At 62.4% G+C, this 13,436-nt stretch carries 7 protein-coding genes; 1 reads left to right on the plus strand and 6 read right to left on the minus strand.

Features of this window, described 5'->3' with window-relative positions; translation table 11 throughout:
* Positions 1 to 26: 26 nt before the first annotated feature.
* Positions 27 to 2,303, minus strand: coding sequence for a cyanophycin metabolism-associated ABC transporter (locus V5E97_RS12550; protein WP_475297067.1), 2,277 nt, complete (start codon positions 2,301 to 2,303; stop codon positions 27 to 29).
* A 989-nt stretch (positions 2,304 to 3,292) separates the two neighbouring features.
* On the opposite strand from V5E97_RS12550, the gene cphA reads away from it, so the two are divergent.
* Complete coding sequence (gene cphA, locus V5E97_RS12555) at positions 3,293 to 5,968, plus strand: cyanophycin synthetase (RefSeq protein ID WP_406699663.1); 2,676 nt, start codon at positions 3,293 to 3,295, stop codon at positions 5,966 to 5,968.
* Positions 5,969 to 6,557: 589 nt separating this feature from the next.
* On the opposite strand, the gene V5E97_RS12560 is transcribed toward cphA, so the two are convergent.
* The 5 genes from V5E97_RS12560 to V5E97_RS12580 all read right to left on the minus strand — a co-directional run bounded on the left by V5E97_RS12560 (position 6,558) and on the right by V5E97_RS12580 (position 13,391).
* On the minus strand, positions 6,558 to 6,797 hold the full coding sequence (locus tag V5E97_RS12560) for a ferredoxin (protein WP_406699664.1): 240 nt from the start codon (positions 6,795 to 6,797) through the stop codon (positions 6,558 to 6,560).
* A gap of 79 nt (positions 6,798 to 6,876) precedes the next feature.
* Positions 6,877 to 7,881, minus strand: coding sequence for a ketol-acid reductoisomerase (gene ilvC, locus V5E97_RS12565; protein ID WP_406699665.1), 1,005 nt, complete (start codon positions 7,879 to 7,881; stop codon positions 6,877 to 6,879).
* A gap of 167 nt (positions 7,882 to 8,048) precedes the next feature.
* Complete coding sequence (ilvN, locus tag V5E97_RS12570; protein WP_406699666.1) at positions 8,049 to 8,603, minus strand: acetolactate synthase small subunit; 555 nt, start codon at positions 8,601 to 8,603, stop codon at positions 8,049 to 8,051.
* 355 nt (positions 8,604 to 8,958) lie between these two features.
* Complete coding sequence (locus V5E97_RS12575; RefSeq protein ID WP_406699667.1) at positions 8,959 to 10,494, minus strand: DUF4340 domain-containing protein; 1,536 nt, start codon at positions 10,492 to 10,494, stop codon at positions 8,959 to 8,961.
* A gap of 128 nt (positions 10,495 to 10,622) precedes the next feature.
* A complete protein-coding gene (locus V5E97_RS12580; RefSeq protein WP_406699668.1) occupies positions 10,623 to 13,391 on the minus strand; it encodes a Gldg family protein in 2,769 nt (922 codons plus the stop codon).
* Between the last annotated feature and the right edge of the window lie 45 nt (positions 13,392 to 13,436).

Below are 13,436 nucleotides of genomic sequence, written 5' to 3' on the forward strand. Positions count from 1 at the left end.
TTAGACGTTCAGTGAAGGAGGATTTCTCAGTGACTTGCCTGTCCCGCGACCAGTTCCATCTGGGCGCGGTGAAGCCTTGAATACGCTCCTGGTCGTTTGAGAAGCTCATTGGGGGGGCCGACCTCGGCGATCCGTCCGTGTTCGAGGACGACCAGGCGATCAGCGCGGCGGAGCGTGCTCAGCCGGTGGGCGATCGCGATGGTGGTGCGCCCGCGGATCAGGTTGTCGAGCGCTTCCTGGATCTCCCGCTCGGTCTCGGTATCCACCGATGAGGTTGCTTCATCAAGGATCAGGATCCGCGGATCGATCAGGATCGCCCGCGCGATGGAGATTCGCTGGCGTTCGCCTCCCGAGAGAGCCTGTCCCCGTTCGCCCACGATCGAGTCGTAACCGTCGGGGAGCCGGAGGATGAAGTCGTGTGCTCGGGCGGCGCGGGCGGCCGCGATGATCTCGCCGCGATCCGCATCCGGGCGGCCGTACGCGATGTTCTCCGCGATTGTTCCGTAAAAGAGGAACGGCTCCTGGAGCACGATGCCGATGTGCCGACGATACTCCGAGACGGCATAGGAGCGAATGTCGACACCGTCGACCAGGATCGCGCCGTCGGTGACGTCGTAGAATCGGCAGACCAAGTTCACCAGTGTGCTCTTGCCCGCGCCACTGGCTCCGACCAGGCCAATCATCTCCCCTGGTCGAATCGACAGATCGATGCCTCCCAGGATCGAGCGGCTGCCGTGGCGGAACGCGACCTGGCGAAGTTCGATCTCCCCTTCGATCCGGTCGGGATGAATCGGCCGCGCCGGTTCGGCCACGCTTGGCGCCCGGTCGAGAATCTCGAAGATCCGCTGAGCGCTGACCCCCGCGCGTTGCGTGGCCTGGACCATCCGGAGCATGGCCTCGAGACGCGTATAGAAACGAGCAATCAAGGTGAGGAACATCGTCAACGCCCCCACCGTGATCCGGTTGTCTTCAAAGATCATCCAGGCGCCGACGCCCCAGACGATGAGCAAGCCTGCTTGGGTCAGGAAGGTGGTCATCGGGCCGAAGAACGACCAGATCGTGTTGACCCGGTCGTTGACGGCCAGGACATGGTCGTTGGTCTGATGGAACCGCTCGACCTCCCGGCGCTCCTGGGCGAACGCCTTGACGACCCGGATCCCGGGGATGGTGTCGGCCAGGACACTCGACATCGCCGCCCAGGCCCGACTCCCCTGTTGGAGCGCCCGAAGCATCTTGTAGCGGACAAACTGGACCAGCCACATGATGATCGGGAAGGGCACGAGCGCGGCGACGGCCAATAGCGGATCACGGTAACCGAGCAAGGCCACCGTCATCGAGATCATGATGACGTCGGTGGCGAAGTCGAGCAGGTTGATCGAGAGGAAGTTACAGATCCGGTCGGTGTCACTGGTCAAGCGCGACATCAGGTCGCCCGTTCGCTTCCCGCCAAAGAACTCGAGGGAGAGCTTATGAAGGTGCGAGTAAGTCTGATTCCGCAAGTCGGCGCTGACTCGCTCGCTCACCCAGGCCAGGACGTAAGTCCGCGCCCAACCCAATAGCCAGGCCGCAACGTAGGCGGCAGTCATCCAAAAGAGATAGTAGCCGACGAGGCCAAAACTACCGGTCCCGTTCTTCTCGTAAGGGATCAGAACTTGGTCGACCAGCGGTTCGGTCAACGCGGCCGGCACCAGGCTCGCCGCCGTACTGGCCAGCGTCAGCACAAAGCCGAGAGCAATCATCCATCCCCGAGGGCGTGCGAACTGAGAGAGTCTCAGGAGCGCGGAGGCTGCTTTGGAGGCCGAAGGGGGGGAACAGGCCGAGCAGGTCGACTGCGAGGAGGCAAGCACCGCCCCACAAGAGGGGCAGGCGGTTTCGGAGGCTGAGTCGGGCCCGTCGCGGCCGTCGCGCACCAGGGCCTCGAATCGATTGATGAATCGATGAGCGGATTGGCTTCGGCCGATCGTGTAACGCCAGTAGGCCAGCCGACCCGTGGAATCGACCAACTCGAGCGTGCCGAGGCCGGCCCGGTCGCGGGTTCGGAGCGTCAAGGCTTCGGTGATCGGCCACGATTGCCAGGAGGGCGAACCGCCCCCTTTCCCCGATGTGGAGGGGGTGGGTTCACCGTGGAGCAAGCGTCGATCGGTCAGGACGAGCAGATTCGTCCCGTAGTGCAGGCGGCGATCGAGGTCGGGAGAGAACCAGGCGAGCGGTCTTTCCTCCGGTCCCAATTGTGTCTCGAGTTCCCCACCCCAGGTCCCTGGCAGAGGGCCGAGACCATCATTCACAACTTCCTCGTTGGGGATCACCAAACGACCTTCCTCAAGCCCGCGGCTCGACCGTCGCGAATCGACCTGGTCCTGTCCGTTCTGATTTGGACAGTCCTTACTCCAGAGTACGGACAAATCATTCTAAGGGTCGAATCCACTTTGGATAGGGCGATCATTTCGTTGGGCTCGGGTCACCCTTACGGTCAGGATTGTGTTAAACAAGCATTTGCGAATTCGGAAAACCTTTCGGCTGCTCGGATTGAGGGAAGTGGAGGCAGAGACATCGACGGGGTCCAATGAGAATTTGAAGTGGGGGGTGGCAACGCCCTTCGATCTTTAGATTTGAAACTTTCCTGGTGCCGAGTTGATTTTTGTGGGGCCGGACGCCTAAAGTAAAGCACTTCATTTCAAGCGGGGCATGTTCTTGGTTACCTAGGTTCATGGGAAACAGTTGAGTCAATGGACTGGCTCGGCCTCGCTTTTGGAGCCTTGGGGGTCACTTGATTCGGAACGTTCACTGCGAGGTGCAAACTACCTCGCTTCGTCTCTATCGCGGTCCCGCTACTTCGGTGGCGGCTCAGCGCAATCGCGATGACACAGCCTTGGTTCGTGCGCGAGGCTGTGCGATTTGGGAGGCCTGTCCTCCCGATTTCTCTCGCTCGGGGAGTGTTCTCTCTCCGCCACTGAGTTCCTTATTCAAGAAACTCCGAATCGCTTCTGACATCGTCCCAACGCTCGGCCCGATTTCTCCGTACTTACGGTAGTCGAGCGAATCAGAGGCCGGTCCTTCGATTACCACGAGCTTCGAAGACCCAGGCCGGGACTCTCAGAAGGCGTTCGATCCAGTCGCATTGCTTCATGAGCAGCAGACGCCAGGTGCAATAGAGAGAACTGGTACTTCCCTCGCGTGGATGGCTCGCGCCTGCGTGAGGTTGTCGAGGTATCAACCGACGATCATGGCTCCTTCGGGTCGGCACAACATCTACACAGCCGCGATGCCAATTCCGTCTGGGAGGTTCGGGTCCATGGAGTTTCTGAAGGTCCTTGCCCTGCGTGGGCCGAATATGTGGGCGAATTTTCCCGTGCTGGAGGCATGGGTCGATCTGGGGGCGTTGAAGGATTCGCCCTCCACCTCGATTCCTGGCCTCAACGACCGGCTCATGAGCTGGCTCCCGACGATGATTGAGCATCAGTGTAGCGAAGGAGTGCGGGGAGGGTTCTTCCAGCGGCTACGCGAGGGGACCTACCCGGCGCACATCCTGGAGCACGTGACGCTCGAGCTCCAGGAGCTACTCGGAATGCCGGTCAAGTACGGCCGCGCCCGAGAGATGAAGGAAGATTCGAGCGTCTACAAAGTCGTCGTCCAGTACCGCGAAGAAACGGTGGGCCGCGCCTGCCTGTTCGCGGCCCGGGAACTTGTCCTGGCGGCGATTGCCGACCGTCCGTTCGACGTGAATGCCGAGGTTCAGCGGCTCCGTGAGCTGGCTCACGAAGTTTCGCTCGGACCGAGCACGGCCGCGATCGTCGCGGCTGCCAAAACACGCGGGATTCCCCATCGCCGACTCAATTCCGGAAGCCTGATTCAGCTCGGGCAAGGGGTGAGGCAAAGGCGCATTTTGACCGCCGAGACCGACCGTACCGGCGCGATCGCCGAGTCGATCGCCCAGGACAAAGACCTCACCCGGACCCTGCTCAGCGCGGTCGGCGTGCCCGTGCCCGAGGGGAGGCCCGTGACCGACGCCGAGGATGCATGGGAAGCTGCCCAAAGCATCGGCCATCCGGTCGTCGTCAAGCCTCGCTTCGGCAATCAAGGGCGAGGCGTCGCCACCAATCTCTCCACTCGCGAGCAGGTCGTGACGGCCTACCAGAACGCTCGCGAGCAGGGTGATGAGGTGGTTGTCGAACGCTTTGCACCGGGCGCCGACTACCGGATCTTGGTGATCGACGGTAAAGTGGTGGCCGCGTCCCGCCGCGAACCGGCCCACGTCATCGGCGATGGCCAGCGGACGATCGCTCAGCTCGTCGAAGAAGTAAACACCGATCCGAGACGCTCCAACCATCACGCCACCGCGCTCAGCAAGATCGTTCTCGATCCGATCGCCCTGGAGGTGTTGAGCGAGCAAGGGACCACGCCCGACTCGATCCCCCAGAAGGGTGAGCGGGTCTTGATCCGCCGGAACGCGAACCTGAGCACGGGGGGGACGGCCTCCGACGTGACCGACGAGGTCCATCCCGACGTCGTCGCACGATCGATCGACGCGGCTCGCGTGATCGGTCTCGACATCGCCGGCGTGGATATCGTCGCCCTGGACATCAGCCGCCCGCTCGAAGAGCAAGGGGGGGTGGTCGTCGAGGTCAATGCCGGACCTGGGCTCCGGATGCACCTTGAACCGTCGTCGGGCTCGCCCCGACCGGTCGGCGAGGCGATCATCAACATGATGTTCCCCGAGGGGGACAATGGCCGGATCCCGCTGATTGCCGTGACCGGCGTCAACGGCAAGACGACCACCACCCGGTTGATTGCCCACATTATGCGGGGCACCGGTAAGACGGTGGGAATGACCAATAGCGACGGTATCTATATTGATAACCGTCGGATCGAGGCCGGTGATTGCAGTGGCCCGCAGAGTGCCCGCGCGATCCTGCTCAATCCCAAGGTCGAAGTGGCGGTGCTGGAGGCCGCTCGAGGGGGAATCCTCCGCGAGGGACTCGGCTTTGATAAGTGCGACGTCGCCGTCGTGACGAACATCGGCGAAGGGGATCACCTTGGTCTCTCGGGTATCGAAACACTCGAGAAGCTGGCCCTCGTCAAGCGGACGATCGTCGACGTCGTTCAGCCGACCGGCGTGGCCGTGCTCAAGGCCGACGATCCTTGGGTTGAACAGATGGCACCCAAGTGCCCGGGCTCGGTCCTCTTCTTCTGCCGGGACCCCCACCATCCGGTGATTCAGGCGAAGCGAGAGCAGGGGGGACGCGTGGCGTTCGTCCGCGACGAGGTCGTGATCCTGGCCGAGGGGGAGAATGAGATTTCCCTGGCTCCCTTGTCGCGGATCCCGCTGACTTATGACGGCCGCGTCGCCTTCCAGGTCGAGAATGCCTTGGCCGCCGCTGCCGCCGCGTGGTCGGCCGGGGTTCCGCTCGACCTGATCCGGATGGGGTTGGCCACCTTTACCAGCAGCGCCCAGGTGACCCCCGGCCGGTTCAACGTCCTCGAAGCCAACGGGGCAGCCGTCATCATCGACTATGGGCACAACCCGTCCGCCGTGACCGCCCTGGTCGAAGCGCTCGAGATGTTCCCGCAACAGCGACGCACCATCATCTTCTCGGCCGAAGGGGATCGACGCGACGAGGACATCGTGCGTCAGACCGAAATCCTCGGCGACGCGTTCGACAGCGTCATCCTTTACGAATATCCCAACCGCAGGGGACGTGCTCCTGGCGAGATCCTGGGCCTACTCCGAGAAGGGTTCGCCACGGCGAACCGGCTTTCTGACATCATCGAGGCTCCCGACGAGCCGACGGCCATCGACCAGGCGCTTCGCGCCCTCAAGCCGGGCGATCTTCTCGTCGTTCAGCCCAAGGAGATCGATGACGTTGTGAACGAGGTGATCCGGTTCCTCAAAACCACCCCGCCCAAGCCCGAACGCAAGCCGCAGCCGCACACCGGGGCCCGTACCCTGGTCGGGCAGGCGGGCTCCTGATGGCATGCACCTGTTGATTTGACTTCTTGATCGTACTTTAGGGGCGTGGACGCAATCCCTTGTTTGGAACTGGTCGACGTCCATGCCTTGGTCGGTGGGACTAACGGAACTCGTCCCACCGATCACTTCTTTTTTTTGATTTCGACTCGTCACGGCGAGCCGTACGGTTAGGGAGCGTCAACTCGCTCCCTGATTTGTTTGGATCGAGCAGACGAAGTGCAAGGGCCGTTTCCCTGTTGTCGGGAGCCAACGGCGATTCACTTAGTCACGGAGTCAGAGGCGTGGGCACGCAGCCGGTTCGGAACTGGTTGTGCCCATGCCTTGATTGGTGAGGCGGGCGGAGTCCGTCTCACCAGTCCCCTTCTCACTCGCAATGCATCGCACGAGCTGATGCGGAGGCTTCCCGGAAGGGGGCGTTCTCGCCGGTTTGGAGAGCCAACAAAAAGGCAGTTGGCCTCGGCTTATCGCGGGTAAGTGGTCGGTGAGCCGTTCGATGACAACGGAGGCAGAAGTGTGGACGCAATGCTGGTTCGGAACCGGTCGTCGTCCATGCTTTGATCGGTGAGACCGGAGGAACCCGTCTCACCGATCACTCCAATTCACCGTCGTTGCCGATGGCTTCGACGGGGCATTCTTCCATGGCGGCCATGCAGGCGGCGAGCTCCGCCGGGTCTTCAGGCTGGCGCACGACGAAACTGTACCCCACCGCGTCGTGGCGGACGAAGTTCAACGGGGCGGTCTCACGGCAGAGGTCGCAGTCAATGCACGTGACATCGACGTAGAAGCTGCCAGCCACGTTTTCGGGAACTTTCTGGCTCTTGTCGGCCATTGCTGGCGGACGGCGCCCGCTTTTGAGGGCGGGCGCTCGTCTCGTTTCCTTCCGGCTAGTCGAGTCTGTTCAGGTGGGATCAAACCGACTTGGCATCGATCCAGGTCATCAGGCTGCGGAGTCGCTTGCCGACCTGTTCGACCGGGTGATCACGCTCGAGCCGGCGCACCGCGTTGAAGACGGGGCGGCCGACCTTATTCTCCATGATCCACTCGCGAGCGAACTCGCCCGACTGGATCTCCTTGAGAATCTTCTTCATCTCGACCCGGGTCTGCTCGTTGATGATGCGCGGGCCGCGGGTGTAGTCGCCGAATTCCGCCGTGTTCGAGATGCTGTAGCGCATGTAGTTGAGGCCGCCCTGATACATCAGGTCGACGATCAGCTTCAGCTCGTGGAGGCACTCGAAGTAGGCGCTTTCCGGCTGGTAGCCGGCTTCGATCAGGGTCTCGAAGCCCATCTTGACCAGGGCGCTGACGCCACCGCAGAGGACGACCTGCTCACCGAAGAGGTCGGTCTCGGTTTCCTCGGCGAACGTGGTCTGAAGCACGCCACCGCGGGTTCCGCCGATCCCCTTGGCATAAGCCAGGGCGAGCGCCTTGCCGGCGGCCGAAGTGCCTTCGCCGGTGGCGATCAGGCAGGGGACGCCGCCCCCCTTGACGAACTCGCTCCGGACGAGGTGTCCGGGGCCTTTGGGGGCCACTAGGCCGCTGTCGACCCCTTGGGGGGGGACAACCTGGCCGAAGTGGATGTTGAACCCGTGGGAGCAGAGCAGGAGGTTGCCGGGACGAAGCTTGGGCTTGATGTCCTGGGCGTAAATGTCACCCTGGACTTCGTCGGGCAGAAGGATGTTGACCAGGTCGCCAGCCTCGGCGGCTTCCGCGGCGGAGACCGGCTTGAAGCCGTGTTCGACCGCCAGGTCGTAGTTGGCCGATCCGGGACGCTGTCCTACGACGACGTTGCAACCCGAGTCACGGAGATTTTGGGCCTGGGCGTGCCCTTGGCTTCCGTAGCCAATAATCGCGATCGTTTTGCCCTTCAACAGACCCAGGTCGGCGTCCTGGTCGTAAAACATCGTGGCCGGCATCGGCGGCTCCCCTTCAAGCAAGGAGAGTTACTGTTGGCTTGCGGAGCATGGCTCGCCCGCGGAAAAAAACGCTCCGACACCGATCGCGTGAAATGATATTTCACGCGGCCAATGCCCAGGGCGATCGTTAACGAACGAGCCACGAACCGATTACCACCAGGAACTCATTACAAATTGGAATGTCCCAGGACGGTCGGCGTGCTCTCGTCGGCGTCAGGAGCCGTGGTCTCCTCGAGATTGACCGGACGGCTACCACGAACCAAGGCAATTCGGCCGGTTCGCGCGAGTTCGCGAATCCCGTAGGGGCGGACGGCCTCGATGAATGCCTCGATCTTCTTCTCCTGGCCGGAGATTTCGATCATCAACTGCTCAGGTCCGATGTCGACGATGCGACCCCGGTAGCTGTCGACCAGCGCCTTGATCTCGGCGCGGCGGTCGGGGGTGGCGTCGATCTGGATCAAGATCAGGTCGCGTTCGACGAAGTCTTCGCGCGAGATGTCGAGGACTTTGACAACCGTGACGATCTTCTCGAGTTGCTTTCGCACCTGCTCCAGAAGGCGATCGTCTCCCATCACCACGACAGTGATTCGGGAGAGGTGGGGATCTTCGGTCTCGCCCACTGCCAGACTATCAATATTAAACCCGCGCGAGGCAAACATCCCCGAAACGTGCGCCAGGACGCCCGGCTGATTTTGCACCAGCGCTGAGAGAACATGCCGCATTCGTCCCGTTCCTCGCACCGCGGTTCCTGAACCTGTGCTCGTCGTTGTCGCCTCAGCCCCCATCGCGAATCGAACCCCCTCAGTCTCAGGCGTTCGCCCCATGCCGCGCAACACGCTGGTACGAACCGCGGAAACAATAAATGTACTCCCCCCGTCTCGCCCTCGCAAGGGGGTCGAGATGACTCGAGCACGGGGTCACGGGGGCGGAGTCGACGGCCGACACGCCCCGAGCCACGCTCAACGAGACAGTTCGAGGCCCGCTCGCGTTCGCATCGACGAGGCCGAACGCAATAAAAAATCGCCGGCTCGAGCCGGCGATTCGGTTTCAGAACTTCTGAGGCGAGCGACGCTTCGATTATTGACCGGGGAAGCCGGGAATCCCCTGATGGGGAAAGCCTCCCATGCCAGGCGGCATCCCACCGGGGGCTTCTGCCTTGGGCTTGGGATCCTGGATCAAAGTTTCCCGGTTGAGCGAGATCGACTTGAAGCTGTCGCCCGGGGTGACGTAGTACCAGCCGGCGAACCGCTCGGTCAGCTCGTTGGCCCGCTTCTGGCCATCGGCGATCTTGCGCTCCTGGTCGGCTTTCTCGCGGTCGACCTTCTCCTTGGCTTCCTTCTCCTCGGCGATCCGCTTGGGGTCGTCGGGCGCCTTCTGGAACGGATCCTCGGGAAGCGCCAACGGTGCCGTCGGCTCGACGGCGGGGGCGGGTTGGGGAATCAAGGTGGGGTCGAAGGAGACGGTGACCATGAGGTACCGGTTCTCGGCGGCCCCTTCGGGCTGTTTGGCTTTGTCCTTGGCGGCTGCCGACTCATCGCTCCCCGCCGTCAGATCCAGGCCACTGGCGATGACGACCTCACCGTATCGAAGCGTGTAGACCACGCCTTCGTCGGTGCTCACCGTCACTTCTCCTTGGTTGGAGTAGAGCCCCTTGGCCGTCGGGTAGAACCCCTTGGTGACGAGTGAGCTCAGGGCCTGCCGGGTCGTTGGCTTGACCTCGCCTCCGGTGGCCACCTTCAACTCGCGGCTGAGTCCGTCCGGCTTGGGACGCACGCCGACGATCTTGAGGTCACTCAGCGCGGTGGTCATCGCCGTCAGCTTCTCGGCATCGAGTTCCTTGCCGGCGGGCACCCCGTCGGTGGTCCAGGGGCCGCTGGCGTCCTTCCGCTCGAGGGTCAAAACGTCACCCGGGACGATCGTACCGCGCTCGGGATCCACCTTGTGGTGGTCGACGACCACTTTGCGGACCTTGCTGGCGTCGAGCTTGAGCAGGTTCGTCTCGATCCAGTCGGCGAACTTGGTCGAGAGGTCGGCCTTGACGTTGACTCCGTAGATCCGCTTCTGGCCGGGAACTCGAACGTAGCGCTGGCCTGTGGTGGCTTGTTCGCCCTCGGGCGCGTCCTTGTCCTTGCGAACCTCGTTGCCGATGATCAGGTCGGCGAGAACTTTTTCGGAGGCGTCGCGGAGGGTGACCCGCTTGCCTCGGCCTTTGAGGCTCGTCACCTTGGTGTCGAGGGGGTCGACCACGCCCATCTCTTCCTGGTCTTCCACCCGGTCGGAGCGGATCGTGTCCTTGTTCAGGTCCATCACGCTGGAGGCGGTCTTGGCGAGCCGGTCCTTGGCGTCGGCCGGATAGTCGTAGTGGGACGGGATCACCCACTTGCCGTCCTTGAACTTGACCTCAAACTCCGAGGAGGTCGCCGTCGTGGGCTCGTAGTCCACCACCTGGAGGTCGGTGCAAGCGAACGGATCTTTGAACTCAGGAAAGAAGGGCTGTCCCGCGTCGACGAACGCGATGTCTTGAGCCGATCGATCAGGGACTCTCAAGAAGGCCGCGCCAGTGAGCAGCAGCGCCACGGCGACGAATACGAATGTCTTGGTCGTCTCTTTCATTGTCTCTGCTTACCTCGGGTGAGGATGATTTCGGGATGAGGAGGTGGGGAACCGCCGGCGTCGTCTCGCGAATCCAATGAAGGCATGAGGGTGGGTTGACGGTCCCCACCCCCACAACCACGGGTTGCTCAGGCGAGCCGATTCGGGTTGGCCCCTTGGTTCTCACGTCGGAGCCGAGTGGCGAACACGAAGAGACCGAGAATCAGAGGAGGGAGCGGGGGCAGCATGATCGCCACCGCGCGAACCTCGTTTTGCGTCCGGCGGATCTCCTGCTCGGTATCTCCCTTGATCTCAAGGATCTTCTTCCGCTTCTGGTCGTCGATGTTGGCCTTGTCGACGTCGAGTCGGCGGTTGGCGATCTCCTGAAGTTGAAGGACCCGGATTTCCTTGGTCCGCTCATCCATGTCTTTGCTCGAACGAACGGCTTCGACTTCCTTGTCGAGTCGCTTTTGGAGTTTGTCGAGCAGTTGCTTGGCCTCGTCCTCGGCCGCCTTGGTCTCGTTCTGGCGGATCTCGATGAACGTCTTGTTCTTGGCCTCGAGCAGCGAGAGGGTTCGGTGCTCGGGACGACGCTTACGAAGCGTGACGAACGCGTCGTCACCGGCCAGGACGTCGACGCAGTTGAGCACGAATGTCACGTTGTCGAGTTCGAGGTTCTCGGCCCGTTGCCTGCGGAGCATGAAGAACTGCTCAGAGATCACGTCGAGGTCGGCGATCGCGATCACATCGATCTCGGCCGGCTTCTTCGCTGCTTCCTTGGTCTTCTCTTCCGCTTTCTCCGGTTCCTTTGCCTTGTCGGCTTCGGCCGCGGGCTTCCCTTGCACGCGGGCGGCCAAGGAGTAGGCCAGACCGGTGGGGAAGTGGGGCCGGTTCGGGTTGATCCCCGACGGACCCATGAAGCTCTGCTGCATCACTTCGCTGAACGGCAAGGTGCCACCCGACTGGTTGGTCCGCAGCAAGGGGGTGAAGTCGAGTCCGGCCCCTCCGCGCTGACGGAGCAAGCCGGGGAAGAGCGTGACCACTTCCTGCAAGCCGGAGCTGACCGCCTGGCTGGGGTTGAACGCGTCTTCAGCACCGCTGTTCTTGCTGATGAAAACGACTTCGGGAGGCAGGTCGGCCAGGTTGGGGTGCGGGTTGTACGGGTTCCAGACGATCTCGGTGGTTGGCCAGTCGATCCCGATCAACTCGAGCAAGGGCCGCAGGTCCCCCTTCGGCTCCGGTGGCTGGCCACCGCCGAACGGTCCCCCGGCCGGAGCGCGAGGCACTTCGGGGGAGATCTGAGGATTCTCGTAGGGCAAGGGGTCGAGGAAGAGGAGCACCGGCCCCCCTTGGCGGACGTAGGCCGTGAGGTTGTCGATCTGCTTCTGAGTCAAAGAAGAGGGCTGTGCGACGAGCAAGACGTCGAGGTCCGTGGGCAGCGTGGCGTCGGGAGAGACCGAGCTGACGTTGTACTGCTTCTTGAGCTCGGTGACGATCGACCACTCGGGGCTCTGGCCCATGGAGCGGAAGTCGAAATTCCCCATCAATTTGGCGTCGGTATTCAAGATCCCGACGCTCTTCCGGCCGCTGCGTGAGACGACGCGGAGCGAGCGGGTCAGCTCGTACTCGACCGGCAGGCCCCGGTCGAAGAAGGGGATGATGACCTCTTCCAGGCCCGAGTTGAACGCGACGCCGAGGAAGACTTCGGTCGAAGTCTGTCTCGCTTCGTCGGCGGTCATCACCCGGCGCGGCTCGATGCCGAATCGCTTCTCGGCGTCGCGAGCCTGGGGAGAATAAAGCTCGGTCTCAACCAGGTTCAGACGGACCTTGTCTCCGCCTTTGGCGGCAAACTCTTTGAGCAGGCCGATCATGTCGGCCTTGGTTTCGACGAATTCACGAGGCACGTCAGGGCTGTAGTAGGCCTGAATGAAGACGGGCCGATCCTTGGGGATCTGCTTGAGCGTGGCCAAGGTCTCGGGAGAGAGGGTGTGCAGTCTGGCCGCGCTGGTGTCCGCCCGGACCCCCGCACGCGCCACCAGGACGTTCAGGCTGGCGAGAGCCATGACGACCGCAACCACCCGCGCCAGTGAATGGCCCCAGCGACCGTTGCTCGCCTGGCCACCCGCCCAATGCCGCCGCCCGAGCAAAACCATGTTCACGTAAAGAAAGGCCGCGGCCAGTGAGACGAAGTAGAAGAGGCCGGCCAGTGGCACGACTCCCGTGCCGAAGTCATGAAACTGCGCGGGGACCGACAGGTCCTCGAACTGGCGGCGAAGGACACCTCCCAGGGGAGAGCCGAGCAGCCCGAGGAAGACGGGGACCGCGCAGAAGACCGCGCCCATGATAAAGGCGACCGTGACGTTGGCCGACAAGAGCGAGCCCACCATGCCCAAGGCGATCAGCATCACTCCCATCAGCCAGTAGCCGAGGTAGGTCGCGAACATGATCCCTAGGTCGGGCGAGCCGAGCCACTTCAGGATCGCCACCTGGGTCAGTGAAAACACCAGGGCGACCGTATAGATGCCGACGGCGGCCAGGTACTTGCCCAGCACCACGTCGACGTCATGAGCGGGGAGCGTGAATAAAAGCTCGTCGGTCCCTAGCCGCCGTTCCTCAGCCCACGTGTTCATCGTGATGGCTGGAATGAAGAACAAGAGCAGGTACGGCATCCAGTCGTTCAAGGGCGCGAGGTTGGCCAGGTTGTTCGTGAAGAAAACCGGCTGCCAGAATGCGACCCAGGAGCTGACGAAGACGAACAAGGTAATAAAGACATAACCAGCGGGGTTGCTGAAATAGCTCAAAAAGTTCCGCTTGAAGATCGCCCGGATCACAGACAAGCGGAACGGCGACGACCCGCGGACTCCTTGGTTCGCCCTTGAGGGGGTCGGCTTGGTTGAATTCTTATGGAGCGTGGTCACCGTATCGGTCCTGTGTGCGGAATAGCGGATTGATCTGCGAAGGAA

It is taken from the genome of Singulisphaera photorubra (genome assembly GCF_045290345.1).
Taxonomy (GTDB): Bacteria; Planctomycetota; Planctomycetia; order Isosphaerales; family Isosphaeraceae; genus Singulisphaera.

Excerpts from the sequence above, each read along its gene's own strand:
- V5E97_RS12575 (WP_406699667.1), bottom strand. The coding sequence starts at position 10,494 with ATGAAAGAGACGACCAAGACATTCGTATTCGTCGCCGTGGCGCTGCTG.
- cphA (WP_406699663.1), top strand. The coding sequence starts at position 3,293 with ATGGAGTTTCTGAAGGTCCTTGCCCTGCGTGGGCCGAATATGTGGGCG.
- ilvN (WP_406699666.1), bottom strand. The coding sequence starts at position 8,603 with ATGCGGCATGTTCTCTCAGCGCTGGTGCAAAATCAGCCGGGCGTCCTG.
- ilvC (WP_406699665.1), bottom strand. The coding sequence starts at position 7,881 with ATGCCGGCCACGATGTTTTACGACCAGGACGCCGACCTGGGTCTGTTG.
- V5E97_RS12560 (WP_406699664.1), bottom strand. The coding sequence starts at position 6,797 with ATGGCCGACAAGAGCCAGAAAGTTCCCGAAAACGTGGCTGGCAGCTTC.